This window comes from Endozoicomonas gorgoniicola, assembly GCF_025562715.2.
GTDB lineage: Bacteria > Pseudomonadota > Gammaproteobacteria > Pseudomonadales > Endozoicomonadaceae > Endozoicomonas_A > Endozoicomonas_A gorgoniicola.
In genome coordinates, this window is sequence record NZ_JAPFCC010000001.1 from 5,890,517 (window position 1) to 5,917,144 (window position 26,628).

Consider the following 26,628-nt stretch of genomic DNA (forward strand, 5'->3'; position numbering starts at 1 on the left):
CAGGTGCAGATTAACTAAATAAAGAGAGTAGAGCCGGTACACATGCCCAAACCGACCGACTATCCCAGGCTTCAGTACGTTCAAGAGAGGGTAGCCCTTTGAATGATATGGCGAAAAATTTAATTCTCTGGGTCATCATCGCTCTGGTGCTGTTGACCGTGTTCAAAAACTTCGATGGTATGCAGACAACCACGCAGAAGGTCAATTATTCTGACTTTATCAGCATGGTTGAAAACCGACAGGTCAGTAAGGTAGTGATCGACGGTTATACCATCAACGGCGTTCTTAGCAGCAGTGAGCGCTTTGAAACCAACCTGCCTCCGGCAGTGCCTGATAATCAGCTGATGGACGAGCTGCTGCGTGGCAACGTGCAGATTGAATCCAAGCCTATTGAAAAGCAGAGTATCTGGACTCAGTTGCTGGTCGCCAGCTTCCCGATTCTGGTGATTCTGGCAGTCTTTATGTTCTTTATGCGCCAGATGCAGGGCGGTGGAGGCGGCAAGGGCGGCCCCATGAGCTTCGGCAAGAGCAAGGCGCGCCTGTTGTCGGAAGACCAGATCAAGACCACCTTTGCTGATGTGGCGGGTGTAGAAGAAGCCAAGGAAGACGTGCAGGAGCTGGTGGACTTCCTGAAAGACCCTGGCAAGTTCCAGCGTCTGGGCGGTCGCATTCCTCGTGGTGTCCTGATGGTAGGTCCTCCGGGTACGGGTAAAACGCTGCTGGCAAAAGCCATTGCCGGTGAAGCAAAGGTTCCGTTCTTTACGATCTCCGGTTCTGACTTTGTAGAAATGTTTGTGGGTGTGGGTGCGTCCCGTGTCCGCGATATGTTCGAGCAGGCCAAAAAGCAGGCACCCTGCATTATCTTTATTGATGAGATCGATGCGGTAGGTCGCCACCGTGGTGCTGGTATGGGCGGTGGTCACGATGAGCGTGAGCAGACCCTGAACCAGCTGCTGGTTGAAATGGATGGTTTTGAAGCAAACGACGGTATTATTGTAATTGCCGCCACTAACCGTCCTGACGTTCTCGACCCTGCACTGCTTCGCCCTGGTCGTTTTGACCGCCAGGTGGTTGTGGGGCTGCCGGATATCCGTGGTCGTGAACAGATTCTGAAAGTACACATGCGAAAAGTGCCTGTGGCTGACGATGTTGATGCGGCAGTAATTGCCCGTGGTACGCCTGGTTTCTCTGGTGCGGATCTGTCCAATCTGGTGAACGAAGCTGCGTTGTTCTCTGCCCGTGCTGATAAACGCATGGTAGGTCAGCATGAGTTTGACCTGGCGAAAGACAAAATCATGATGGGTGCCGAGCGCAAGTCCATGGTGATGAGCGACAAGGAAAAGAGCAATACGGCTTACCATGAGGCGGGTCATGCTATTGTCGGTCGACTGGTGCCAGACCATGATCCGGTCTACAAAGTGTCCATCATTCCTCGTGGTCGTGCATTGGGTGTCACCATGTTCCTGCCTGAGGAAGATCGTTACAGTCAGAGCAAGCAGGCTCTTATGAGTCAGATTTGTTCTCTGTTTGGTGGCCGTATCGCTGAGGAAATGACCCTGGGTGCTGATGGTGTGACGACGGGTGCTTCAAACGACATTCAGCGAGCCACCCAGATTGCCCGCAGCATGGTGACGAAGTGGGGCTTGTCTGAAAAGCTCGGGCCGCTGATGTACGACGAAGACGAAGGTGAAGTCTTCCTCGGCAAGAGCTACGGCAGTGGCGGTGGTTCTAATGTTTCAGGCGAAACGGCCAAGCTGATTGATCAGGAAGTTCGCCGTATTGTTGATGAGTGTTATACCTGTGCGGCGACGATTCTGGAAGAAAATCGTGACAAACTGGATATGATGGCTGACGCCCTGATTCAGTACGAAACCATCGACAGTGATCAGATCAACGACATTATGGAAGGCAAGACACCTCGTCCACCAAAAGATTCCAGTGATAAAGGCGCTGGTGGTGAAGGCGGTGAAAAGGTTGAAGCGTCTGAAGAGCAACCTGAGGCCAAAGCCCCGGAAGCTGATGATGGCGCTGATCAGGATAAAGCTGATCAGGATAAAAAGGACGACACCATTGGTGGTCCGGCCAACCATCAGGCTTAATTAATTCGGTCTATGATAACGGGCAGGTTTTCCTGCCCGTTTTTTTTCGTTAACCGTTTTGGTTCTTCTAAGGTGACTTTTTTGTGGTAGCTATGACTAAGCTGAATTGTGCTGGCCGAACCCTTGATTTCAATCGTACCCAGGTCATGGGTGTTCTTAATGTTACCCCGGACTCTTTCTATTCAGGCAGTCGCTATCAGGATATGGATACGATTCTGCGTGTCGCTGACGCCATGGTAAACGACGGTGTTGATATATTTGATGTCGGTGGCGAGTCTACCCGGCCTGGTGCTGACGGAAAAGGGGTTGCCTGTGAAATGGAGCTGGAGCGTGTACTTCCGGTTGTGGAAGCTCTGAATGCTCGGTTTGATCAGGTGATTTCAGTGGACACCAGCTCTGCACTGGTGATGACTGAAACGGCTAAAGTCGGTGCAGGCATTATAAACGATGTGCGTGCGTTGCATCGGGAAGGCGCTTTGCAGGCTGCGGCGCAAACTGGTCTGGCGGTGGTGTTGATGCACTCGCTGGTTGATCAGCCTGAACCGGGGTTTGCCCCCTGTTATGAAGATGTAGCCGGTGAGGTCTGCCAGTATTTGTTGAACCGGGTGTCAGACTGTGAGGCAGCCGGTATTCAGAGAGATCGAATTATTCTTGATCCGGGCTTTGGTGGTGGCATGTTTGGCAAAACCCCTAAGCAGAATCTCAGTTTGCTGAAGCATCTGAACAGGCTGGTGCAGTCGGGTTTTCCCGTGCTGGCAGGTCTTTCCCGTAAGTCATTTATGCAGGTGCAGCTGGGTAAGCCGGCTGCTGAACTGTTGTCTGGCAGTCTGGCGGTAGCATTGATGGCTGTTCAGGCTGGAGCGCACATCATTCGGGTGCACGATGTTGCTGAAACCAGGGATGTTGTGACCATGCTCGAAGCGGTTCAGCAGGCAGAATAAAGTTTTCAGAGATCGCTGGCTGCTTTCAGGCCGGTGATTCAACCTCGTTACGTAAGGTATTACAAATGGGTCGCAAGTTTTTTGGAACGGATGGAATTCGTGGTCGTGTTGGTGAATTTCCCATTAATCCTGAGTTTGTCCTGAAGCTGGGCTGGGCTGCCGGTAAAGTGCTGGCAGCGGAAGGTGAAGGTCAGGTGCTTATTGGTAAGGATACCCGGATTTCCGGTTACATGTTTGAGTCTGCCCTGGAGGCAGGTTTGTCTGCGGCGGGCATCGATGTGTGCCTGACGGGGCCTATGCCTACGCCAGCCATTGCGTATCTGACCAGAACCTTTAACGGTCAGGCGGGTATTGTTATCAGTGCCTCTCATAATCCATTCTACGACAATGGTATTAAGTTTTTCTCTGGAAATGGTACCAAGCTGTCCGATGAGGTAGAGGAGAGAATTGAAGCCCTGCTGGAAGGTGACATAGACGTCGTGCCTTCTGAAAGGCTTGGCAAGGTGACACGGCTGGACGATGCGGCTGGTCGTTATATTGAATACTGCAAGGCGAGTACGTCTCATCAGCTGAACCTGAGGGGGCTGAAGCTTGTGATTGATGCCGGACACGGTGCGACCTATCAGGTAGGTCCTTCTGTTTTCCGTGAGCTGGGTGCTGAAGTGCATGCCATTGGTGTTTCACCGGACGGTGTCAATATCAATAAAAACGCAGGCTCTACCAAGCCGGAAGGTCTGTCCCAGGTGGTGCAGGAGCTGGGAGTTGATATGGGTATCGCCTTTGATGGCGATGGTGACCGTGTGATCATGGTAGACGACAAAGGTGACATTGTTGATGGTGATGAGCTGCTCTATGTTATTGCCCGTGACCGTCAGGCGCATGGTGAGCTGAAGGGTGGAGTGGTAGGCACTCTGATGACCAATCTCGGCATGGAAAAGGCTCTGCAGAAGGCTGGTATTGAATTTGACCGTGCGAAGGTGGGTGACCGTTACGTTAATGAAATGATGATAGAGAAAGGCTGGGAGATTGGTGGTGAATCTTCTGGTCATGTTATCTGTCACGATGTTTCTACAACGGGCGATGGTATTGTGTCAGCCCTACAGGTGTTGAAGGCGGTGGTTCGTTCCGGCAAAACGCTTTCAGAATTGCGCTCCGGAATGAGTAAATACCCACAAACCATGATTAATGTCCGGGTCAAGGTGAAGGCGGATACAAGCCAGGTTCCGGCAATCGTTGAAGCTGTTAAGCAGTCAGAGGCCGAACTGGCGGACAGAGGGCGGGTGTTGTTGCGTCCTTCCGGTACTGAGCCTGTGATTCGGGTCATGGTTGAAGGTGAAGATGCGGCTCAGGTGCATCGTCAGGCTGAGAAGCTGGCAAAAGTCGTTGAGTCGGCTATGGTTTAACGTTTTATACAGGGCAAGCGGTTTGCTTGCCCTCGCGGCCTTGATAATGAAGGCAGGCTGGCCAGTGGCTTTTAGCCTTACTCTGGCTTTAGATGAAATATAAAAGATGGAATTTGGGGTGATCCTTTTTTGAATAATGAATCAAACTGCTGACTTTGCCAAAGCTCGGTGTAGTTGTGGTCTGAAACATAGTTGATATAGCTTGGTTGCTCCTCCCTTCGTTGCTCCTGATCGAGATTTATGAAGTAGTGTTGCATATGCTTGTTTATTCTTTTGATTTCCTTCTCTGCTTTTTTTTGCTCTTTCTCCGCTTTGCTCATGGCCGCAGGAGGCTCTTTGACACCTTTCTTTACAGGTTCCGGCATGCTGCCTAATAACCGGTTTGCACCCGTTTCGTCTTTGGTGATTGAAGATTTCTTTACTTTGAAAAGCTTAAGTATTACATCATAAACACCTTCGCCGGGTTCGGCCCAGAGCCGCTTTACCTGCTCAAGGCTTTGGAAATAAATGCTTCCATCTATTTCGGCTGAAATAAAGTAATCATTTCCGGCGTAGATCAGCGTATGGCCTGCAAATGACGAGGTTGTTTCCATATCCGTGTTGAAAACTTTGACTATAAAGATATCACCAACATCTGCGTGTTCATCAAGATCCTCATCTCCCACATCTTCCAGTTGCAAATCAGCCGTACCGTGGGGTGAAAAATGTTTAACATTGCCGGAAACATAAAAAGCAAATTCCATACATGAGAAGGAGTTGCTTTTGCTGGCTTGATGTGGGTTGATGCGGCTCTCGATGCATTCTTGCCAGCCGTTCCTTATCCATTTTACCAGCCGGTTGTTCATACCTTGATCCATAAATGTATAGCGGGTAAGAGAGTCCTCATATTCCCAGAACAGGGTGGGTGGTTTTTTTGTCTCGCTGAGTTTAGGTTTGAGATCACTCAGGGAGTCGTAAAGTCCACGATACTGAAAAGGGTAGAAAGAAAAAGACTCACCGCTAGACGTTAGTTCTGCCAGTTGTTCACTGTCGGCATCATTTTTGACAGTCAGAGTGATTTCTGTGGCTGGACACCGGATTATGCTAAGCGTGAGAATTAAAAGGGTAAAGGGTAGCGCTTTCAATTTTCTGTACATAAGTTTTTTATCATGTTGTGTATTGTTGGGGTTGCTGACAGATAGTTCTTAAAAAAAACAAAAGCCCATTTATTCTTCTTCTATTCTTCTTCTATTCTTCTGCATGACTTTGGAGAAAACAGAATAGAGCAGGAAAGTGGCTTTTGTAGAAAAAATGATTTTTTTATCTCAGCCATTCTGGTCAACAGGGCTAAATCGGAAAGTTTGTTATTCATCAGAATGAGAATGGACTGCCGGGAGTCAAGGAAACTATCTGGCAGAATGTTATTCTGCCGTTTTCAGGTTGTATAAATTTATCGCGTAGGTTAGTATGCCGACCTCGCGAACGTTGAGGTAATGCACTATGCGTCAGCCACTCGTAGCCGGTAACTGGAAGATGAATGGTTCTTCCGACAGTAACCGAAAATTGCTTGAGGAGCTGGTTTCTGGTTTGGAAACCAAAGCCGAAGTTCTGGTATGTCCTCCGGCTGTCTACGCTCAGCAGGTTCGTGATCAACTGGCTGGTTCCATCGTTAAGACTGGTCTGCAGAATGTATCTGAGCAGTCTTCCGGTGCGTTCACTGGTGAAACTTCGCCTCTGATGGTTAAAGATCTCGGTATTGAATATGTGATCATTGGTCACTCCGAGCGTCGCACCCTGTTTGGTGAGACTGACGAAATCGTAGCTGCGAAGTTCAACGCTCTGGTTGATCAGGGTATCGTTCCTATCTTGTGTGTAGGCGAGACTCTGGAAGAACGCGAAGCAGGCGACACTATGAGTGTGGTTGCTTCACAAATTGAGGTTGTGCTGCGGGCTGCAGGTCCGGAGCGTCTGGCAAACTTTGTGATCGCTTATGAGCCTGTATGGGCTATTGGTACTGGTTTGACTGCAACTCCTGAACAGGCGCAGGAAGTACACGCTGAGATTCGTAAACTGTTGGCTGAACATGATGCTGATATGGCTGCGAAGACTCGAATCCTGTACGGTGGTAGCATGAAGGCTGCCAATGCTGCCGAGCTGATCGCGCTTCCTGATGTGGATGGTGGTCTTGTAGGTGGTGCGTCGCTGGTTGCTGAAGAGTTCAAGGCGATCTGTCACGCTGCGGGATAGCGATGGAAACCATAATTCTTATTTTTCATGTTCTTGCCGCTGCTGGTGTGATCGGTCTGATCCTTCTCCAGCAGGGCAAGGGTGCTGAAGCCGGTGCCAGTTTTGGTGCTGGCGCGTCACAAACTGTTTTTGGCAGTAGTGGTAGTGCAAGCTTTCTTAGTCGCACAACTGCGATTCTGGCCACCGTGTTTTTTGTGACCAGCTTCTCTCTGGCAATGGTAGCCAGGCAGAAGGCGAACACTATCAGCGATGCTGGTGTTCCGGCAGCTGCTGTTCAGCAGCAACAGGCTCCTCAGACATCTGATGCGCCGGTTGCGATTGAAGGCACTGCAGGGGGTGTTGAAAGCGATGCTCCTGTGTTAGACTCTACCCCCGTCGAGACTGACGAGATGGGTCAGAATCAACAGAATGACCTGCCTCCTGTGCAGTAAGATATTCCGCCTCTGAGGTGGTGTTTTCAACAGGAAGTAGAATGCCCAAGTGGTGGAATTGGTAGACACGCTATCTTGAGGGGGTAGTGATCGTATGATCGTGCGGGTTCAAGTCCCGCCTTGGGCACCAAATTTGAACTCTGCTAAATAAGCAGAATGAAGTAAAAAAGAAGGTTTCTGTATTGGGTTGTTAGCTTCCTAATCAAACAGTATACTGAAAGAGATTTTGGTGCGGGGTGGAGCAGCCTGGTAGCTCGTCGGGCTCATAACCCGAAGGTCGTCAGTTCGAATCTGGCCCCCGCTACCAACTTATTAAAACCCCCATTGTGGGGTTTTTTATTAGGTACGTAGCTGAGAGGCTGTTTGAAAATAGACCGCTGGGCTCGCAGCTATTAACAATGACCCGGTACATCGGGTGAAATTGTTAATGCTGTGATTGTTATGGCAGCTGCGGAACTATTTTCAAACAGCCTTAATTGCGTCCAGCCGGAAAACTGGAGGCTAGGGCATTTTTTCCGGACAGCTTTCCGGAAAAGAATGCTTAATTGATACAGGGCTTTATAGCCCTTTTTTTGTTTTTGCAGACAGGTGTTTCCATCGTGGCAGGTAAGCAGTCGCAATTGGAGGCGTTGATCGGGCCGGTGGTTGAATCGCTCGATTACCAGCTCTGGGGTATAGAGTTTAAATCCCAGGGACGTAACTCCGTTTTAAGAATTTTTATTGATACCCTTCCCGGCAGGGAAGGTGGCATCAGCCTGGATGATTGTACTAAGGTCAGTCGTCAGGTCAGTGGGGTTCTCGATGTAGAAGACCCGATTACAGAGGAATATACCCTGGAAGTATCTTCACCGGGAGTTGACCGCCCGCTGTTTACGCTGGAGCAGTATCAGCTTTGGGCAGGTGCCGAGGTGAACATCCGTCTGCGCGTTCCTTTTGAGGGGCGTCGCAAATATCGGGGCATTGTAAAGGGTGTTGAGGATCAGGATGTGGTTGTGATCGTTGATGATCATGAACTACTGTTCCCCATCGAGAGCATTGATAAGGCTCAGGTGATACCAAGGTTCGACTGAGTAGTTTTGTCCTTCGTTGCCTGCTTCTGTAGCTGATTTCCACAGAAGGCAGGGTCGAAAGACTGAAGCTGCGTTTGGTTCAGATCGGAACAAAGATAATGACCTGACAATTCTGGTCAGTCATCCGTTCCGGTGTGCGGCCAGGGAAGTGTTGGCATAAGCATGGACTGGTACAGCATAGGCGAGGCAGAGCATGAGTAAAGAAATTCTGTTGGTCGTAGAGTCCGTTTCCAATGAGAAAGGAGTCTCCCCCGAAGTGATCTTCGAGGCGATGGAGATCGCATTGGCAACCGCGACTAAAAAGCGTTACGAAACTGAAGTCGATATCCGTGTCGCGATTGATCGTAAAACCGGGGAATACGACACATTCCGCCGCTGGACAATCGTAGCTGACGAAGACTTCGAGTTTCCGGGAATGCACTTTACCCTGGATGAGGGTAAAGAGAAGGACGAATCCCTGGAGATTGATGGTGTCTGGGAAGAGCAGGTTGAATCCGTAGGATTTGGCCGGATTGCGGCCCAGACCGCCAAGCAGGTAATTGTACAAAAAGTACGTGAAGCTGAGCGTGCTCAGATGGTTGACGCTTACCGCGATCGTCTGGGTGAGCTGATCAACGGTACGGTTAAAAAAACAACCCGTGACAGCATCATTATTGATCTGGGTAGCAACGCCGAAGCGGTTCTGCGCAAGGACCAGATTCTGCCCCGTGAAAACTTCCGTGTCGGTGTTCACGTACGCGCCCTGCTGCATGAAATTTCTACTGAAGGTCGAGGGCCTCAGTTGATGATGTCTCGCAGTGTGCCGCAGATGCTGATTGAACTGTTCCGCATTGAAGTGCCTGAAATCGCTGAAGAAGTGATTGAAATCAAAGGCGCTGCACGTGATCCGGGCTCCCGTGCCAAGATCGCCGTTAAGACAAACGACGGTCGCATTGATCCGGTGGGTGCCTGTGTCGGTATGCGCGGTGCGCGTGTGCAGGCGGTTTCCGGTGAACTGGGTAATGAGCGCATTGATATCGTGCTCTTTGATGACAACCCGGTGCAATATGTTATCAACGCGATGCAGCCTGCTGAGGTGGCATCCATTATCGTTGACGAAGAATCCAGAACCATGGATATCGCCGTCAGCGAGGACAATCTGGCCCAGGCGATTGGTCGCGGTGGTCAGAATGTCCGTCTGGCCAGTGAACTGACTGGCTGGAACCTGAATGTAATGACTGAAACCGACGCTGCTGCCAAACAGGAACAGGAAGCGGGTCGGATCAAACAGAATTTTATTGACCTGCTCGACATTGATGAAGAGTTAGCAGAGCTCCTGGTGACAGAAGGCTTTACCACCATGGAAGAGCTGGCTTACGTACCTCTGGAAGAGATGACTGCCATCGAAGGTCTCGATGAAGACATCGTGGAAGAAGTGCGTAAACGTGCCAAGGATAAACTGCTGACTCAGGCCATAGCCCGGGAAGAGAAACTCGACGGCGTTCAGCCGGCTGAAGATCTGCTTAACATGGATGGCATGGAAGAGGATCTGGCTTTTGAACTGGCCAGCCGGGGTGTTGTAACAATGGAAGACCTGGCGGAACAATCCATCGACGACCTGCTTGATATAGAAGGCATGGACGAGAAACGGGCCGGAGACCTGATTATGACGGCACGTGCACCCTGGTTTGAGGAAGCTGGCAACTGAGCGGGCCACTGAGAGGAGAAGTGTTAATGGCAGATGTAACCGTAGAACAACTCGCAAAGGTGGTCGGCGCGCCTGTTGAAAGGCTGTTGAAACAGATGAAGGATGCAGGGTTGAAGCATACCCAGTCTTCCCAGTCTGTTTCTGATGCTGAAAAACAGCAGCTGCTTGCGCACCTGAAGGCGGCTCACGGTGATCACACTGGCGGTGCAGAACCGACCAAGATTACCCTGAAGCGCAAAACTGTCAGTCAGATGAAAGTGGCTGGCGGTTCCGCAGGTAAAAACAAAGTGGTTAACGTAGAAGTTCGTAAGAAGCGTACTTACGTTAAGCGCGAAGAAGAAGAGAAGAAAGACGAAGGTCGTGGCCAACGTCGTGACGGTGGTCGCGATGGAGATGGTCGTGGTCAGCGTCGTGAAGGCGACAGCCGTGGTCCGCGTCGTGAAGGCGACAGCCGTGGCCAGCGTCGTGAAGGCGACAGCCGTGGTCCGCGTCGTGAAGGCGACAGCCGTGGTCAGCGTCGTGAAGGCGACAGCCGTGGTCCGCGTCGTGAAGGCGACAGCCGTGGTCCACGTCGTGAAGGCGACAGCCGTGGTCAGCGTCGTGAAGGCGACAGCCGTGGCCCGCGCCGTGAAGGTGACAGCCGTGGCCCACGTCGTGACGGTGACAACCGTGGTGGCCCACGTGGTCCATCTGCACCGCGCTTCGATCCGGCTGCTGCACCGCCACCGCCACCGAGCGATGACAACAAGCGTGGTCGTAACCGCAAAGGCAAAGATCGTCGCGATAATGAACGTGATGATCGTCGTGATGGTGATCGTCGCGGTCGCGGTCGCGGTGGTCGTGATGATCGCCGTGGTGGTCGTCGTCAGCATCGCACTGTGGCACCAGAGTCCATGGCAGCGCACGGCTTTACCAAGCCAACGGCTCCTGTCGTACGTGAAGTCTCTATTCCTGAGACGATCACGGTTGCAGAGCTGGCTCAGAAGATGGCAGTCAAGGCGGCTGACGTTATCAAGGCCATGTTCAAGATGGGCTCCATGGTGACCATCAACCAGGTGATTGACCAGGATACTGCTTCCATCGTTGTGGAAGAAATGGGTCACTCCTACAAGCTGACCAAGGCGGATGACATTGAGGATACTCTGGTTGAAGATCAGATCGATGGTCAAGCCAGCTTTGAAGAGAAGTCTCGTGCTCCGGTTGTTACCGTAATGGGTCACGTTGATCACGGTAAGACCTCTCTGCTGGACTACATCCGTAAGAGTCGTGTACAGGCTGGCGAAGCCGGTGGTATTACCCAGCACATTGGTGCGTACCACGTTGATACGCCACGCGGCATGGTGTCCTTCCTGGATACGCCGGGACACGCGGCATTTACTCAGATGCGTGCCCGTGGTGCCAAGGCGACTGACATCGTTATCCTGGTGGTCGCAGCAGACGACGGCGTAATGCCTCAGACCGAGGAAGCGGTTCAGCACGCGAAAGCCGCTGGCGTACCTCTGGTGGTTGCTGTGAACAAGATGGATAAGGAAGGTGCTGATCCGGATCGCGTTAAGAACGAACTGTCCGCTATGGAAGTGATTCCTGAAGAGTGGGGCGGTGATACTCAGTTCATGCACGTTTCTGCGCTGACTGGTCAGGGCATCGACGAACTGCTGGAAGCGGTTGTTCTGCAGGCTGAGGTTCTGGAACTGACAGCTCCGAACGAAGGTCCTGCGAAGGGCGTTGTGGTTGAATCCCGTCTGGATAAAGGTCGTGGTCCGGTTGCAACGGTTCTGGTACAGGGCGGTGAGCTGAATCAGGGTGACAACATCCTGGTGGGTCAGCAGTACGGTCGTGTACGTGCGATGCTGGATGAGAACGGCAAGCCAATCAAGGTAGCTGGTCCTTCTATTCCGGTTGAAATTCTGGGTCTGGATGGTACGCCTGAAGCCGGTGATGAAATGCTGGTGGTTAAGGATGAGCGCAAGGCGCGTGAAATCGCCCTGTTCCGCCAAGGCAAGTTCCGTGAAGTTCGTCTGGCTCGTCAGCAGGCTTCCAAGCTGGAGAACATCTTCAACAGCATGGGCTCTGAAGAGAAGAAGACCCTGAACATCGTGCTGAAAGCCGACGTTCGTGGTTCTCTGGAGGCTCTGACCTCTTCTCTGGAAGAGCAGGGTAACGAAGAAGTTCAGGTTAAGGTTATTTCCGGCGGTGTGGGTGGTATTACCGAAACCGACGCTAACCTGGCGCTGGCTTCTAATGCGGTTATGGTCGGCTTCAACGTTCGTGCTGACGCTTCTGCCCGTAAGGTGATTGGAGCTGAAGAGCTGGACCTGCGTTACTACAGCGTTATCTACGACATTATCGAAGATGTTAAGAAAGCGCTGGGCGGTATGCTGGGCTCCGATACCCGCGAGCAGATTGTTGGTACCGCTGAGGTGCGTGACGTCTTCCGCTCTCCGAAGTTCGGTGCTGTGGCTGGCTGTATGGTGATTGAAGGTACTGTGTACCGCAACGACCGTATCCGTGTATTGCGCGATAACGTGGTTATCTTTGAAGGCGAGCTGGAATCTCTGCGTCGCTTCAAGGACGACGTTCAGGACGTTCGCGAAGGCATGGAATGTGGTATCGCGGTTAAGTCCTACAACGACGTTAAGCCTGGCGACAAGATCGAGGTTTACAAGACCATCGAAGTTCAGCGCACTCTCTAAGCTGGCTGGCATGGCGTAACTAAAAAGCCCGTGGTTTCGACTGCGGGCTTTGTTATATCAGGGGATTCGTAGTCCGAGGTCCGAGGTCCGAGAACCGAAGCCCGAAGCCCGTATCCCGTAGCCCGTTTCCCGTTTTTCGGGCTACGGGCTACGGGCTACGGATTACGAAAAACCTGACCGATTTCATACGGAATGATGTATGGCAAAAGAATACAGTCGAACCCAGCGGGTTGCTGACCAGATTCAACGTGAACTGGCACAGCTGATTCAGCAGGAAATGAAAGACCCGCGACTGGGTATGGTGACGGTCAGTGCTGTGGACGTGACTCGCGACCTAGCATTTGCTGACGTGTATGTCTCTTTTCTGGGCGTGGATGACCAGAAACAGATTGACGAGTCTCTGGAAGTGCTGAAGCGTGCTTCCGGTTTTCTGCGCAGCCAGTTGGCACGTGCTATCAAGCTGCGTTTTACTCCGCAACTGCGTTTCCGTTACGACGCCAGTATGCGCCGTGGCGCCTTCCTGAGCGATCTGATTGAAAAGGCTCGTTCTCAGGACAGCGATTATGAAGGTCCCTTGAGTGATAAGGCGGGCCAGGATAAGTCTGATTCCGGAGATTCAGAGGAATCAGGGGACTCTGGGGACTCTGGGGAGTAAGTATCAATGTCCAGACGCAGACGTAGCCGTGGCCGTCCGGTCGACGGCATTGTTGTCGTAAATAAGGAAAAAGGCGCCAGCTCTAACGACGTATTGCAACGTGTTAAGCGCCTTTACGGGGCAGCCAAGGCGGGTCATACCGGCAGCCTTGACCCTCTGGCAACCGGTGTGTTGCCAATCTGTCTGGGTGAGGCGACCAAGTTTTCCCAGTTTCTGCTGGACTCTGACAAGTCTTACCGTACCGTTGTAAAGCTGGGGGCTCGCACTGAAACCGGTGACCTGGAAGGTGAGATTGTTGAAGAGCGTCCGGTTAATGTCACGCAATCAGATGTTGAAGCCATTCTGGAACAGTTCCGTGGCGACATTGACCAGATACCGAGCATGTACTCTGCCCTGAAATACAATGGTGAGCCTCTGTACAAGCTGGCTCGTCAGGGTATTGTGGTGGATCGTCCAAGTCGTCGAATCACCATTCACCGTCTGGAAATGGTGGCGTTTAACGGCGACAGCATTACCCTGGAAGTGGATTGCAGTAAGGGTACTTATATCCGGACTCTGGCAGAAGATATTGGTGAGGCTCTGGGTTGTCTGGCGCATGTGATTGAACTGCACCGGGTGGCGGCAGGTCCTTACCGTGAAGACCAGATGCACACGCTGGAAGCGCTGGAAGCAGTACGTGATGGTGGTGGTCATGCGGCTCTGGATGAGCTGCTGTTGCCGCTGGATACTTCTGTCAGTGACTGGCCTCAGGTTCGTCTGGGGCAGACCAGTAGTTTCTATATCACTCAGGGGCAGCCGGTTCAGGTGCCTCAGGCACCGACAAGCGGCGGTGTTCGTCTTTACGGGCAGGAAATTTCTGAGTCTGGTGAAGAAAGCTTCCGCTTTTTGGGTGTGGGAGAGATTGACGACGATGGGCGTGTAGCGCCGAAGCGGTTGATCAGTAACAAGTCCTGAGTTTGAACTGCAGATTAATCCCCCCCTTTGCAGCTGATATTGCAAAGGGGGGGCAGCCAAACTAATTAGAGTTGCCTGAGTGGGGTCTTAGACGAGCAGCCAGAGAGATCATCGCAAGAAAGGAGACGGCTTGTTGCGGGTTTATCTCCGGGTCTACCCCTGGGTCTACCCCTGGGTCTACCTCTAGGTCTACCTCCATATCTTGGCTCGTATCAATTCTTACTGCTGCATCAAAGTGCTCCAGGCGACTAATCGCATTTGGGTAATGAATAAGGTGGCCAATGGCTTGCCTGGCAGATGTAATGCTGGCTATCCGACGTCTTGCCCTGTTGACATCAGATGGTAGTAATTCTGCAATTTCAAGACGCTCAGTGTCAGATAAGTCAGGAAAGGAGAAGTGCGGGTTTGCTAATAAGGCTGCCAGAAGGTTGGGTGCTAAAGTAACCCAGAGATTCAGATCATAGACCCCTGTATTCAGACCTGAAAGACCTTGAGTGATCACTGAAAACCGGACGCTTTGTGTTGGTGCCAGTAATGGGATTAACTGCGTATCACCAAACTGCTGTAAAACCCCCAGCTCTGAATCCCCTTCAGCTGCTGACTGGGTGATTACACGGTTTTCTATAATGGCCGGGATAATTTCAGCATTTAAGCCGGTCAAAAGTTCGAGCTCTTGAAGCAGGTTACTCCTGCGAGGGTGGTTTTGAATGGCGTCATTAATAGAGCGAAGATTACGTTCGATGGTATCCCGAACAGCCTGCTGGTTCCATGCACCCATTTCTTCAGAGGGTTGGTGCCTGTTGTAAATCTCTGCAATTGAAGAGTACATACAATTTCCATCTCCATTTACCCTTATCAATTCATAACCTTCAGGAACAGGGTTATAATGATTTACCGGCCCATTAATTTGCTTTTGAGGGTATTGACTTTCCATTTGATCATACAGTTTTTTTGCACCAGTCCTGATACATTTATCTTTCTCTTTGCATTCTTTATTATGAAGAGGCTTGATTAGCCTTGGGTTATTTTCTTTATGGTGTTTTTGTTTGTTTCTACGGCTGCCAGAGATTGGGTCAGTAGTTTCATAAACTTCACCACAATGATAACATGTCTGTTTATAGGTTCCGGTGACTGTTTTTTCATTGATAAAGCGCTTAGGAGTATTTTCTCTGAAGGTATTTATCAGTGCTTCTGTTTCTTTTGTATCAAAAATAGGATCATTATCCGTTGAGCTGGAACCAATAGTTTCTTTAAAGTATTTTCCCAGAGATCTCTTAACCTCTTTTTTTCCGGAGCGCTGCTGATACTTCTCCAGAACAGCCAGTCTGAATTTGTTTTTGAAATGATCGTCATTAAAGTCTATTCCTGTAGGACTGTATTTTGCCGTGGGAAGTAAATTATCCAGAAGTGAAGGAAGGAAATCTTTGCTTGATTCCATCTTGCTGTATAAATTTTTAATATTGATTTGCAGTGATTCAACTTCTGATTCACTCACTTTAAAACTATCGGAGTTTTCCGTAAATACTATTTTCTGAGTAAGAAAATCCATTAGTGCCAATGTGTTAAATGCAACCTGAATACCTGTTTTATTGGTATTGATTATGTCACTAAGCTTAAAACTTTCAGGTGTTTCAGTTATTGTATTTACTAATTCAGAGCCACTTCCGAATTCCTCACGCAACAAAGTACGAACACAAATCTCAATCAGGTAATTTATCATGATCCTCTGATTAATCAGAGCTATGTCTTTGTAATCCATATTGGATAAGTGCTTAAGGCTTGGGGTGAGTTGACCAAGGAAAAATGCCAGGTCTTCGATAGTATTCTTTTTAAGCTCACCCTTCAGTGCATGCTCAAAAAAAAGATTATTACTTTCTACAATTGAATAGTCTTTTTTTGCTATAAGAATCGACATCTGTACTCCTTGTAACAGTATTTCCAGGAAGGCTTGAGTTGGCTGCCATGTCTCTACGTCCTTATCAGGCTTCAGTAGGGATTTTGTAATAATATGATTTCCTTTATTTGCCATGATATATTTCTTTTCATTGGGAAGAGCCAGCTTTCTTTTAGATAAATCATACATAGCTGTTACAGCAAATTCTTTTTCTGCCTCAGACATATCTTCCCTTATCATTGGTATCCATACATTTGCCTGGCTGCCATACTGGAATCCCCCCCTGTATCGTTCTGTTGGCTTCATGCTTTCCCTGGGTATCATCAAATGGTATTGATTTACCATATTGTTATCTTTGGCACGCTTTTTACCACCTGGTACTAGATGTATTTCCCATTCAATCTCTTTTGGTGTGCAGACACCTGAGCATAAGATGTCTGGATTTTCAGGTGTGTAGTATTGACTGCCTTCTTCCGTAGCCTTCTTAAATGCACGCTCCTCATAATTTGGCACTTTAACAATCATGGTCAGTTTTGAGTTTTTATTATCAGTTCTTTTGGGATTTTCTTTCCTGTTACTTTGTTCTGCGTCAAAAACTTTTTCGCTAACTTCCTCTTTATCAATCAGATCCCTTTTGTAATATATTTTGGGCTCAATTCCTTCTGGTATGTAAAAGCTGGTTTCTTTTATAGCTTTAAAGACAATGTCATGATATTCTCCAATTTCATCTGTATTTTCAATTTCATCTGTATTAAATTCAACGATCTCTGCTTCTTTGTACATTTCAACTGGAAGAAATATACGTGTTTTTGAGTGTTCTTTTTTATTGTCTGCTTCATCATAAACTAAATAATCAAAATTCGGGTCTCCGTTAGGTGTGATTCTGGTGTTGGCGGCTTCTTTTATTTTATCTAAATTTGTTTCTACTGTAAGGCTTGTCTCTAATCGTGAAGCATCGAGGTTGTTGTTATGTATCCTCTGTGAGATTTCTTCAGCAGCTGATACATAGAATTTATGTCCTTTTTTTGTTGCGTGTAAATATGCCAGAAAACCTTCATCTTTAATATCAAAATCTCCAGACATAAAGTTAATAACCTGAATGACTTGCTGTTCGATAGAGTAATTATTTGAACCGTAACGTACCCGACCGTTACAATTATCAAACCACCATTGATGAGCATTAAAACCTGAGACTGCGTCTGGATATCTTTCTGAATTCTTATAGATTTGCATAAGACACAATTTGTTACCGATGAGGTGCGAAACAGGAGGAGCTTGTTGGACGTCTACTTCTGCTCCCTCGTCACCAATATTGTCAAAGTTAAAAATAACTCTGAAAAATGCGCCTTGCCACCAACCAGTGGGAGCCACAAAATCTAATGAAACCTCTAACATATTATGATCGTCGACACTTATTTCGAAGTTACCTGGATATTTTTGCTCAAGAAAGTTCCTGAGGTTGTTGACCGCAAAATAGACTTCTCTGGCTTTAGCAGCGGGGTTTCGCATTGGTGACTGGGTTGTTACTTTTCCATCTTTTGACTTTTGGTTGACCGAAATCGCAGACTCGGGATTTTTACTCCATAAGTTGCCTCTGTCCTCAGTTATTAATTTTTCATCCGCATAGTTACTAATTATTTCGATCAGCCATTTATAATCGGAGTCTTTGTTTTCTGTGGGAATAGTGATGAAATCATCCTCAGTACGGTTGCGTGTATGAAAATAAATAATGGCCTGAACTAAATTGAAGGCTCTCAGAACCCCGTAAGGCATTTGCTTTTTATTGCTGTCAGGGCTTACCGTTATATCCAGCAAATGACCGACTTTTTTACTTTGTTCTCTGAAATATCTATTTCTTTGGTTAGTGTTTCGATTCTCCATAAGTAAGCTTATGTAAGAGTCCAAATCATTTTTACGAATGAGCTTGATTTTACTTTCAATTTTTTGATAGTCCTCATAATCAAACTGCTTGATTACAGAGATTTGTTTCTGGCTCAGTTGAAACGCAAAGACATTTACCGAAATCAGAGACAGGAGCAAAATATAAAAATATATTTTGTATTTATATAAAGTAACTTTGAAATGCATACTTTTATTTTTCCTAAATCCAGTAAATTAATTTAACTTTTTACAGAAAGCAGGCTTTTTGGTGCAGGCAGTCTAGCACTCCCTCCGATTAAGTCATTATTTTTGTTCTCTCAAAACCTCCGGATGTTGCGAATTACTGAATGCTGAGCTTCAACCACCGCAAAGGCGAGGTGGCTGATGGTGATGGTTTTCTATGATGCGGGAATCGGTTTGACTGGGTGTTATTTTATAGCAACAATCAGGTTGCGATTGATTGATTGATCAACTCGATGCAGGTAATTGATATAGGGTTCTTTATCCAGAACCTTAAAGCCAGCTTCCGTTAAGGCTTCTTCAGCCTCTTTCCATTTCAGGGTGAATTCGTTAAATGAAATCACCAGCGCCCCTTTCTGCTTCATAACCGCTTTCCATGCCGGTGCGGCTTCTTTTAACAATTCAACCGGGCTGCGATCCAGCTTTGGGTCTTTCGCATTTTTACTGCCGTGCTGAACACCATAAGGGAGATCAGATACCAGAATATCGCAGGAATTCTTTTTTGCCAGAAACTGGGTATGACGGGTGTCCGACGGGAAGACCTTCAGGGTCTGGGTTTTTCCATTGCTGAAGTCTTCTTTGGTGGCGGCGGTTTCAAGCGTGAAGCCGTCGGATAAACGTTTGCCATTATGGGTACGTCGTTCTTTGGCTTTTGTATGCTTGTAACGACCTTTCTTAAGGTAATTGATCAGGTAAGCCTGTATTTCCTGCGTCCATTTGTCGTTGATTTCTACACCCACCACGTTGAAGCCACGAACCATGCCTTCAAAAAGGGTTGTGCCTTTACCACACATCGGGTCGATCAGAGTGATCTGCTCACTGCCGGTTTTGCAGGCGCTTAGGGCGAGGTTCACCATCATGCGGGTGAACTGCTCATTGGTTTTGCCAGTGTATTTGAGAATCTGGTTCAGGCTTTCCGGAAAAGTCTCGAACGGTTCCACGGCTAAAGGCTTGAGCAGCCCCTGTTCAAGAATTTCAAAAATGGCGTAATAAATCGAGGAAGCCGACAAGGCTTTCAGGGCTTTGCTGTTCAGGGGTTCTTCGGTGCTGAAACAGATGCAGGCAGGAAGGTTAAGGTCCCGTTCACCAATGTCGCTGATTTCTATGTCTCTGGCCTCGGTAATTGCCCGGATTTCGTTACAGGCGATGTTGAGGGCAGCGTCAAAGTAGATGCGGTTGTGGCCGGGGTTGGCAAGAATGGCGTAATGTTGCATGAGAACTACGTGATATTGAAACTGGCGGGAAACTAGCAATATTCATTACTGGCTGCAAGCTGTTTTGCAAGCATTTCCTGACTTTTATGTAGGGCTCATAGAGGATACAGGTGCATAGAATAACCCATTTTTTCAGTCTCTGACCGCTGAGCTATCAATTTTGAGCCGTAATTATTTGAGGCGGGTACCGGAAGAAAATTAATAAAAATGGAAGTTTCAAACCGGCTTTTCGAAGAGTCGGTCACTACCATAACGCCACCTCCCATCAGAATATTGGAAATTCTGCTTGCTACAGCAATCACTATTTTTTTTTCAGGAAGTATGCAAAAAGCTACGCCATTGCTTCCCGAGGCGTGGGTTAGCAGTTCTATGTTTAAGTTGTCTTTGTGGTGCCAGCTGGGATTGGCGGTCAGTTTTTTAGCTTCGTAGATTGACCTCATAATACCCTGATGAAGTATTGAGGAGAGTTCTTCCAGATATTGTATAAACCATATACAGTGATTTTTTAGTAACAATTTTTGGAGGTTCAGTAAGCTCTTCTCAGTATCTCCGGGTACCGAAACCAGTTCGCCATCAACGTAATACTTTAACCTTGGTAAGTCCAATATCATGCAGTCATTGATTCGTTCTCTTCGGAACTCTAACCGTTCTTCGTCAACCAGGGGGCTGCTGACTTTACTCATTTCGAAAGTTAAAAGATGGGTAAAATGCATTAAAAAATCTTTGTCGTACTCGCCTGCAATAGTGATTGGTTCATTGTTTATCATTCAGCACCTCTGTTTAGTGCAAGGAGGAATTCGCTGACAGGCCTGCTCAAAAGTTTGTTTATGATTAAAAGCTGTGTGAAATCAGGAAAAAATAACGTCAGCTGATCCAAGAGTTGCTTGTTGCCATTTGCACTCAATGAAGGATAGTGCAAAAAAAAAGAAATACTAGCAGCCTGACTGAGAATAGACTGCCCTGCCGGTAACTGCTCCTGCGTTGCCCTGGCTCCTGCATCCATGCCGTCCTCGCTACGGGCGCTATTGTCAGTCAGGCTCCCGGTCCTTTTTCTGTGACTTATGTGCTGGCACTCGTATGAGCTTCAGTTGCTGGAGGGATTTGTGGCCTGAATATCTTTTCAAGTTGTTCCTGCCCCGCTGAAAAGAGTTTGTGGTAGTTTTGGCAGAATCGTTCTTCGCTGGGCTCAAGTAGTACCTTTACTGATGGGGCTACGCCCTCTGCCCAGGGGGGTAAATCAATACGATGCAACCGGCAGATGGTGTTTGTTATCATTTCAGCAATTCCCCCCGGACCTCGTACCACAGGTGCCAGCTGTACATACCACCAGTGGATTCTGGGTATCTGGCTCAAGTCTCCCGCTATGGCTTTTTCAATTAACTTATAGATATGAGGCATTATCTCTGGTATCGCTTCTTCGGCGTCAGGACTTCTCCACACAGGGCAATAAAAGGTATTCTCAATTTTACCCATATGGTCATTGGCATATGTGTAGGCATGTTTGAAGAATTTTTCATGTGTAAACCTGAAGCGATCATTTTCTTTAAGAGGGCAGAGCCAAAGTTCCAGTTCTGTGAGTCCGACAGGCTTGCCATCTATAAACCCCTGGATCTTTCTTATTATTAATCCGTCTTTGTTGTAGGTTTCAATGTAGTCCTCGCCATTTGGTTTGGTTTCTACTGCCCGGTCTATAGCGTGACGATAGGCCGGGCTGGATAAAAAAGTAACAACACTGTCTCGGGTTTCAAGACCAAAACGGTAAGCTTGACTGTCTCCCAGTTTTTCTGCGATTTCCCGTCTTCTTTCGCGGCAGAAATCAACCAGACCTTTTGCTTTAAGATCATTGTGTCGCAGTTTGAGGAGGCCTGTCTCAACCGTTAGCTCAAATTCTTCATCCCAGACAGATGGATCGCCGTACTTCAGTATGTCATCCCATTTATCCTTCGGTCTTTTTGCCAGATGCTTTCCTATGACAGATTCCGGGCCCGGGCTGAACATCATCATATCGGACATCAACCGGTCAGCTAATTCCTGCCGACAGGTATTGGTGATTTCAGATGGGTCAAAATTGTTATGAATAAATGACCTGAAGTCTGCTTTAGCGTCATCCGGTAATGAACTTAGCCAGTAGACTTGCTTATTCAGTAATTCCCATAGCTCATTAATGGCAGTTTCAACGCTATGATCATCTTCTCCCATAAGCTCACGGACAGGTCTTAACGCCAAAGGGACATAACTACTGCTCATGGGAGGCAAAGACCACTTTAAACCATGCCCATGGGGAAGAGAGTTAACCTTTCTCACCCCGAAGAGCGGGGCTTCCTCTTTAGGAGCTTCTGATTCTGGCTCTCTATTTAACGAGTCATGACTCGTATTTGCGGATAGTTGTGGTTCAAAGCAAGGTGCCGGAGTGAGTGAATTCATGTTGAGATCCTTCTTCTGCCTAACGGGTTCATTCCCCATAAAAACCGGAACTTATGTGCTGGCACACGTACGGGCTTCAGTTGCTGGAGGGATTTGTGGCCTGAATATCTTTTCAAGTTGTTCCTGCCCTGCTGAAAAGAGTTTGTGGTAGTTTTGGCAGAATCGTTCTTCGCTGGGCTCAAGTAGTACCTTTACTGAGGGGGCTACGCCCTCTGCCCAGGGAGGTAAATCAATACGGTGCAGTCGGCAGATGGTGTTTGTTACCATTTCAGCAATTCCCCCCGGACCTTGTCGCACAGGTGCCAGCTGTACATACCACCAGTGGATTCTGGGTATCTGGCTCAAGTCTCCCGCTATGGCTTTTTCAATTAACTTATAGATATGAGGCATTATCTTTGGTATCGCTTCTTCGGCGTCAGGACTGTTCCAGACAGGGCAATAAGAGGTATTCTCAATTTTACCCATATGGTCATTGGTATATGTGCAGGCATGTTTGAAGAATTCTTCATGTGTAACCCTGAAGAGAGCATTTTCTTCAAGAGGGCAGAGCCAAAGTTCCAGTTCTGTGAGTCCGACAGGCTTGCCATCTATAAACCCCTGAATCTCTCTTATTATTAATCCCTCTTTGTTGTAGGTTTCAATGTAGTCCTCGCCATTTGGTTTGGTTTCTACTGCCCGGTCTATAGCGTGACGATAGGCCGGGCTGGATAAAAAAGTAACAATACTGTCTCGGGTTTCAAGACCAAAACGGTAAGCTTGACTGTCTCCCAGTTTTTCTGCGATTTCCCGTCTTCTTTCGCGGCAGAAATCAACCAGACCTTTTGCTTTAAGATCATTGTGTCGCAGTTTGAGGAGGCCTGTCTCAACCGTTAGCTCAAATTCTTCATCCCAAACAGATGGATCGCCGTACTTCAGTATGTCATCCCATTCATCCTTTGGTCGTTTTGCCAGATGCTTTCCTATGACTGATTCGGGGCCCGGGCTGAACATCATCATTTCGGACATCAACCGGTCAGCCAATTCCTGCCGACAGGTATTGGTGATTTCAGATGGGTCAAAATTGTTATGAATAAATGACCTGAAGTCAGCTTTAGCGTCATCCGGCAATGAACTTAGCCAGTAGACTTGCTTATTCAGTAATTCCCATAGCTCATTAATGGCAGTTTCAACGCCTTGATCATCTTCTCCCATAAGCTCACGGACAGGTCTCAACGCCAAAGGGACATAACTACTGCTCATGGGAGGCAAAGACCACTTTAAACCATGCCAATGGGGAAGAGAGTTAACCTTTCTCACCCCGAAGAGCGGGGCTTCCTCTTTAGGAGCTTCTGATTCTGGCTCTCTATTTAACGAGTCATGACTCGTATTTGCGGATAGTTGTGGTTCAAAGCCTGGTGCCGGAGTCAGTAAGTTCATGTTGAGATCCTTCTTCTGCCTAACGGGTTCATTCCCGATAAAAACAGGAACTAATGTACTAACTGACACTGATTTTTATCAATGGTTCCGGTTAGTTGGCATTTTCACCGCTCGCCTTTGATTTTAATGTTTTTCTCCTGCTGCCACTTAAGGCGTTGCTGTAAATGTTGCTCAATAATCCGGGCGACCTGTTTCCACTGTCTGGAGCGAATTGAGCTTAGCTCAGGCCAGAGTGCATGGTTGAGTGTGACGTACCAGCCGTTGTCTTTAAGGGCCTGTACCAGGCTTTTCATTTCCTCCTGGTCTCTAATATGATTGACGCCTTTGTTGAAGCTAATGAAATTGTTGTTTTCGTCGGTAGTGGTTATTCGTTCGGGCAGGTAGATGTCAGCTGGGTAGTTTAACGCTTCGTTGGAAGCCAGGGAGTGAGCGTCATGATTATGATGTACGGCAGGATTGTCATCAGGTCGGCTCAGTGCTTCATTCATCAGTTCAACAAGCTCTATGGCTCTGGGGTTCACATTGCCCATGTCCGGGTGTTCCCTGGGAATTCTTATTAAATAACCTGAAATGCCCTCAACCTCTATCCATTTTTTTTCCACAAACGGCCAGTATTTTTCCAGAACATGTAATGTGGGTAACTGAGGGTTTAATAGTATGAGTTTATTGATGGCCGCCCTGTCCAGTGCGGGTGTTTTTTTATCCTCCACTGGAGGATGTGGAAGAAAGACGGTTTCCATAAAAAAATCATCTATTCCTGTCTGAAGTGCCTCAAGGCTTGTCTCCTGAGCCCTGGTGGGGTTAGCCGTTTGCTCAAGCTGCTTTATTCGCTTTCTTGCATACAGGTCGGTTATCAGGGGTAAGGGCAGTTTGTCGTGATGTGCCAGATCAAGCTTTTCACGTTTAAAGCTGATAAAAAGCGGGTCAAGATCGGCAGTCATAATGCGACCATTGTTGTCTGTAATGACCTGAACTCTGGCCAGTTCTTCCGGTTTTTTACGGTAAACATCCCAGTTTTCTCCAGCATAGGGGCGAATCAGCACAAAGGTGATTTGTGTTCCATTCTCCTGAGTTTCTGTCATTTCAACTTCAAGGGGTGTGCCGTCTTCTGCCTGTTGGGTGATCTCAACGGTCAGGTGCTGGTTGCTGAGTAAATCGTTCACTTCGCTGTCGGTTAATGTATAGGCGGTTAATCCGATTAGTCCCGTTGTTAAATCTTTCAGCAGACTGGTTCTGAGTTCTTCCTGGAAAAACCGACACTTATTATTGTCTTTCGACAAAGAAGGGGTGGCTGGGATCAACGAATGAATAACCTTTAAATCAGATGTTTTGCGTTTTTGTTTGAAATCCTTTGTTGACTTGTTTTTATTTTCAATATGCTTTTTTGCTCCAGTCGCAACATGTCGGTTTCCGAACACTATAAAATGTTTACCTGAGGCTTTTGCCAGATTTTTCAGATAAATTTTGGGAACGCCGGTCTCAGCTTTATTGGCAGGCATGTGGACGTGATACTCATCGAATGCTCTGACGATCTTGATGAGCAATAATACTTTTTTCACCTGGGCCTGAAAGCTCTTAACGGCTTGCCCGGATGTATCAGATACCCCGTTGACCGTTATCTCACTATTGAATTTGTGTATGCGATCCTGAATATCAGGGAGTTGAAGTGGTTGTTTTTTTATTTCAGGATGCTTTGTTGAATGAAGCAGGGCGTTGATCTTACATTGAATGCCAAATGATCGACGATCAGTGGCAATCTGGCGAGCAAGATAGTAAAGGTAATTGACGGGGTAAAAAATGGGAAACCCTTCGACTTCTGTATTGATGGTCGCAATGGCGATGCGAAAGCACGGAGACTTTTCATCAGAATGGCACGGGTTACATGGCTGTCTGATCAGGCGATACCTGAAAGGGGAGTCGTAGTCTCTGCCCGGAAGGCTGGCTTGCAGGTTGTCTGGCAAGGATGGATTGTCTGGCAAGGATGGATTGTCTGGATATACGCCCTTGTCAGATGGAGGGGGGGATGGAAGGTTGGATGAAGAGCTGGCCGGTTTCAGGGTTGTTAAAAACGCAAGGTTATCTATTAATGATCTTTGCCAGCCAGGTGTTTCCTGAGTAAGCCCGGGCGTGACGCCATAGTAGGCGTCATCGGCAAAGATCAGGACAATGGCATTTTCTGTGCTGGCGTAATGGGCGGTTGAATTCAGGCTGATCTCTGTAAAGGACAAGTCTGTGTTGATTAGCAGGTGGGGATGGTCTGTGAGTGTGGAACTCAGGTTGATCAGGATAATCGGACGATTAAGAACATAGACAATAAAAGGCATCAGCATCAACTCTCCCCATTCGCCATTTCGTCGCAATCGCCCATCCAGGTAAAAATTGGCAAGGTCGTGCATGCTTGAGTGTATGGGGGTACGCCTGAGGGCGTTGTCAAGCAGATCAAACACCAGAGGGGTTGGGGTTTGGAAAAAGTGGGCAAGAAAATGGTGAAGGGTTTCCCTGAGCGCTTGTGAACTCTGGCCGGTCTGGCCTGCAATAGCATCGTAAAGACAGTTGCCATCGTGTCTGCTCTTAATCAGCTTAAGACCCATTTGCTCAAGTTTATGCCGGGTTTGCACTGGCAGGGCAGCCAGTGATTTTGTGGGAGTGAGCAGAACGAGGCTCAGTATGCATAAGAGTGCAAAATGTATACAGTCCTTTGTTCCTGGTTTATTAAGGTTGAATCTCATAAAAGCAGTAGTAATTAATAATGGTTTTTTCCTTTGGGGGAAAAGTAGATCAAATTACTTTGTATCGCAGGAATTTGTACTGGTAATGGTTGCTGGCATGGAGTGACCGGCTCTGCGGCCTCTGGAGTGCTTTAGCCTGAGAGGCCTGATTTGGATAATTGCCTGTCATAGTGTTAGAATGCAGCGCTTAATTTTGCCAGTGCTTTGAATAAGCGCTGGCAGCAAGGTCGGCTGTAAATATGCACGGTCGTACCCGATTTATGTTTATGCATATTCAATGGAGACTTTATCATGGCTTTGACTGTTGAAAAGAAAGCTGAAATCATCAAGGAATTCGGTCGCTCTGAAGGTGACAGCGGCTGCCCTGAAGTTCAGGTAGCTCTGCTGACTGCAAACATCGAAGGTCTGCAGTCTCACTTCAAGGCTAACCACAAGGATCACCACTCCCGTCGCGGCCTGATCCGCATGGTAAACCAGCGTCGCAGCATGCTGGACTACCTGAAGCGTAAGGACGTTGAGCGCTACCGCAGCCTGATCGAACGTCTGGGTCTGCGTCGCTAATAGCCTTCGGGATTGGCACGGGTGGTTTCTGTTGAAACCACCGGCAGAACAGGAAGGCTTTGCTGTAGCACAGGCTCCGCAAGGCTTCCGCAGTCAGAGCACCGCTAGCT

The 26,628-nt window shown here is 48.0% G+C and carries 19 protein-coding genes and 2 tRNA genes; 13 read left to right on the top strand and 8 right to left on the bottom strand.

Annotation, left to right across the window (positions count from 1 at the left end; genetic code table 11):
- The first annotated feature begins 107 nt into the window (after nt 1-107).
- The 3 genes from ftsH to glmM all read left to right on the top strand — a co-directional run bounded on the left by ftsH (nt 108) and on the right by glmM (nt 4,443).
- Nucleotides 108-2,099 carry an ATP-dependent zinc metalloprotease FtsH gene (gene ftsH, locus NX722_RS26510; RefSeq protein ID WP_262565831.1) on the top strand — a complete coding sequence of 664 codons (1,992 nt, stop codon included), beginning with the start codon at nt 108-110 and terminating at the stop codon, nt 2,097-2,099.
- 92 nt (nt 2,100-2,191) lie between these two features.
- Nucleotides 2,192-3,040, top strand: coding sequence for a dihydropteroate synthase (folP, locus tag NX722_RS26515; protein ID WP_262565832.1), 849 nt, complete (start codon nt 2,192-2,194; stop codon nt 3,038-3,040).
- 65 nt (nt 3,041-3,105) lie between these two features.
- Complete coding sequence (gene glmM / locus NX722_RS26520; RefSeq protein WP_262565833.1) at nt 3,106-4,443, top strand: phosphoglucosamine mutase; 1,338 nt, start codon at nt 3,106-3,108, stop codon at nt 4,441-4,443.
- A gap of 77 nt (nt 4,444-4,520) precedes the next feature.
- Here glmM and NX722_RS26525 read toward each other — a convergent pair whose 3' ends face one another.
- Complete coding sequence (locus NX722_RS26525) at nt 4,521-5,579, bottom strand: hypothetical protein (protein ID WP_262565834.1); 1,059 nt, start codon at nt 5,577-5,579, stop codon at nt 4,521-4,523.
- Nucleotides 5,580-5,922: 343 nt separating this feature from the next.
- Between NX722_RS26525 and tpiA the strand changes: the two genes are divergently transcribed.
- From tpiA to truB, 9 genes are all read left to right on the top strand, one after another.
- Nucleotides 5,923-6,669: a triose-phosphate isomerase gene (gene tpiA, locus NX722_RS26530; RefSeq protein WP_262565835.1), complete on the top strand. Its 747-nt coding sequence runs from the start codon at nt 5,923-5,925 to the stop codon at nt 6,667-6,669.
- Nucleotides 6,670-6,671: 2 nt separating this feature from the next.
- Nucleotides 6,672-7,100, top strand: a complete 429-nt coding sequence (gene secG / locus NX722_RS26535; RefSeq protein WP_262565836.1) for a preprotein translocase subunit SecG — start codon at nt 6,672-6,674, stop codon at nt 7,098-7,100.
- A gap of 43 nt (nt 7,101-7,143) precedes the next feature.
- Nucleotides 7,144-7,230: transfer RNA gene (locus NX722_RS26540), tRNA-Leu, on the top strand.
- 100 nt (nt 7,231-7,330) lie between these two features.
- Nucleotides 7,331-7,407, top strand: a tRNA-Met gene (locus NX722_RS26545).
- 292 nt (nt 7,408-7,699) lie between these two features.
- Entirely contained in the window at nt 7,700-8,170 is a 471-nt protein-coding gene (gene rimP, locus NX722_RS26550) for a ribosome maturation factor RimP (RefSeq protein ID WP_262565837.1), read from the top strand.
- Nucleotides 8,171-8,363: 193 nt separating this feature from the next.
- Nucleotides 8,364-9,857, top strand: coding sequence for a transcription termination factor NusA (gene nusA, locus NX722_RS26555; protein ID WP_262565838.1), 1,494 nt, complete (start codon nt 8,364-8,366; stop codon nt 9,855-9,857).
- Nucleotides 9,858-9,883: 26 nt separating this feature from the next.
- Nucleotides 9,884-12,550, top strand: a complete 2,667-nt coding sequence (gene infB / locus NX722_RS26560) for a translation initiation factor IF-2 (RefSeq protein WP_262565839.1) — start codon at nt 9,884-9,886, stop codon at nt 12,548-12,550.
- A gap of 199 nt (nt 12,551-12,749) precedes the next feature.
- Nucleotides 12,750-13,205: a 30S ribosome-binding factor RbfA gene (rbfA, locus tag NX722_RS26565; RefSeq protein ID WP_262565840.1), complete on the top strand. Its 456-nt coding sequence runs from the start codon at nt 12,750-12,752 to the stop codon at nt 13,203-13,205.
- Nucleotides 13,206-13,211: 6 nt separating this feature from the next.
- Nucleotides 13,212-14,159 carry a tRNA pseudouridine(55) synthase TruB gene (truB, locus tag NX722_RS26570; RefSeq protein WP_262565841.1) on the top strand — a complete coding sequence of 316 codons (948 nt, stop codon included), beginning with the start codon at nt 13,212-13,214 and terminating at the stop codon, nt 14,157-14,159.
- 61 nt (nt 14,160-14,220) lie between these two features.
- Here the strand turns inward: truB and NX722_RS26575 are convergent, their stop codons facing one another.
- The 7 genes from NX722_RS26575 to NX722_RS26605 form a co-directional block, all read right to left on the bottom strand.
- Nucleotides 14,221-18,141, bottom strand: coding sequence for a hypothetical protein (locus tag NX722_RS26575; RefSeq protein WP_262565842.1), 3,921 nt, complete (start codon nt 18,139-18,141; stop codon nt 14,221-14,223).
- Nucleotides 18,142-18,362: 221 nt separating this feature from the next.
- A complete protein-coding gene (locus tag NX722_RS26580) occupies nt 18,363-19,388 on the bottom strand; it encodes a TRM11 family SAM-dependent methyltransferase (RefSeq protein ID WP_262565843.1) in 1,026 nt (341 codons plus the stop codon).
- A gap of 95 nt (nt 19,389-19,483) precedes the next feature.
- Nucleotides 19,484-20,155, bottom strand: coding sequence for a hypothetical protein (locus NX722_RS26585; RefSeq protein ID WP_262565844.1), 672 nt, complete (start codon nt 20,153-20,155; stop codon nt 19,484-19,486).
- Nucleotides 20,152-20,391, bottom strand: coding sequence for a hypothetical protein (locus NX722_RS26590; protein WP_262565845.1), 240 nt, complete (start codon nt 20,389-20,391; stop codon nt 20,152-20,154). Before NX722_RS26590 ends, NX722_RS26585 begins: the two co-directional genes overlap by 4 nt.
- A 56-nt stretch (nt 20,392-20,447) precedes the next feature.
- Entirely contained in the window at nt 20,448-21,812 is a 1,365-nt protein-coding gene (locus tag NX722_RS26595; protein ID WP_262565846.1) for a hypothetical protein, read from the bottom strand.
- Between the two features lie 51 nt (nt 21,813-21,863).
- Nucleotides 21,864-23,228: a hypothetical protein gene (locus NX722_RS26600; RefSeq protein ID WP_262565847.1), complete on the bottom strand. Its 1,365-nt coding sequence runs from the start codon at nt 23,226-23,228 to the stop codon at nt 21,864-21,866.
- A gap of 104 nt (nt 23,229-23,332) precedes the next feature.
- Nucleotides 23,333-25,819 carry an anthrax toxin-like adenylyl cyclase domain-containing protein gene (locus NX722_RS26605; protein WP_262565848.1) on the bottom strand — a complete coding sequence of 829 codons (2,487 nt, stop codon included), beginning with the start codon at nt 25,817-25,819 and terminating at the stop codon, nt 23,333-23,335.
- A gap of 429 nt (nt 25,820-26,248) precedes the next feature.
- On the opposite strand from NX722_RS26605, the gene rpsO reads away from it, so the two are divergent.
- Nucleotides 26,249-26,518, top strand: a complete 270-nt coding sequence (rpsO, locus tag NX722_RS26610; protein ID WP_034878324.1) for a 30S ribosomal protein S15 — start codon at nt 26,249-26,251, stop codon at nt 26,516-26,518.
- Nucleotides 26,519-26,628 lie beyond the last annotated feature (110 nt).

Bases quoted from the DNA above. Each gene is read 5' to 3' on its own strand.
- ftsH (WP_262565831.1), top strand. From the start codon at position 108: ATGGCGAAAAATTTAATTCTCTGGGTCATCATCGCTCTGGTGCTGTTG.
- folP (WP_262565832.1), top strand. From the start codon at position 2,192: ATGACTAAGCTGAATTGTGCTGGCCGAACCCTTGATTTCAATCGTACC.
- glmM (WP_262565833.1), top strand. From the start codon at position 3,106: ATGGGTCGCAAGTTTTTTGGAACGGATGGAATTCGTGGTCGTGTTGGT.
- NX722_RS26525 (WP_262565834.1), bottom strand. From the start codon at position 5,579: ATGTACAGAAAATTGAAAGCGCTACCCTTTACCCTTTTAATTCTCACG.
- tpiA (WP_262565835.1), top strand. From the start codon at position 5,923: ATGCGTCAGCCACTCGTAGCCGGTAACTGGAAGATGAATGGTTCTTCC.
- secG (WP_262565836.1), top strand. From the start codon at position 6,672: ATGGAAACCATAATTCTTATTTTTCATGTTCTTGCCGCTGCTGGTGTG.
- nusA (WP_262565838.1), top strand. From the start codon at position 8,364: ATGAGTAAAGAAATTCTGTTGGTCGTAGAGTCCGTTTCCAATGAGAAA.
- infB (WP_262565839.1), top strand. From the start codon at position 9,884: ATGGCAGATGTAACCGTAGAACAACTCGCAAAGGTGGTCGGCGCGCCT.
- rbfA (WP_262565840.1), top strand. From the start codon at position 12,750: ATGGCAAAAGAATACAGTCGAACCCAGCGGGTTGCTGACCAGATTCAA.
- truB (WP_262565841.1), top strand. From the start codon at position 13,212: ATGTCCAGACGCAGACGTAGCCGTGGCCGTCCGGTCGACGGCATTGTT.
- NX722_RS26575 (WP_262565842.1), bottom strand. From the start codon at position 18,141: ATGCATTTCAAAGTTACTTTATATAAATACAAAATATATTTTTATATT.
- NX722_RS26580 (WP_262565843.1), bottom strand. From the start codon at position 19,388: ATGCAACATTACGCCATTCTTGCCAACCCCGGCCACAACCGCATCTAC.
- NX722_RS26585 (WP_262565844.1), bottom strand. From the start codon at position 20,155: ATGATAAACAATGAACCAATCACTATTGCAGGCGAGTACGACAAAGAT.
- NX722_RS26590 (WP_262565845.1), bottom strand. From the start codon at position 20,391: ATGGATGCAGGAGCCAGGGCAACGCAGGAGCAGTTACCGGCAGGGCAG.
- NX722_RS26595 (WP_262565846.1), bottom strand. From the start codon at position 21,812: ATGAATTCACTCACTCCGGCACCTTGCTTTGAACCACAACTATCCGCA.
- NX722_RS26600 (WP_262565847.1), bottom strand. From the start codon at position 23,228: ATGAACTTACTGACTCCGGCACCAGGCTTTGAACCACAACTATCCGCA.
- NX722_RS26605 (WP_262565848.1), bottom strand. From the start codon at position 25,819: ATGGGTCTTAAGCTGATTAAGAGCAGACACGATGGCAACTGTCTTTAC.
- rpsO (WP_034878324.1), top strand. From the start codon at position 26,249: ATGGCTTTGACTGTTGAAAAGAAAGCTGAAATCATCAAGGAATTCGGT.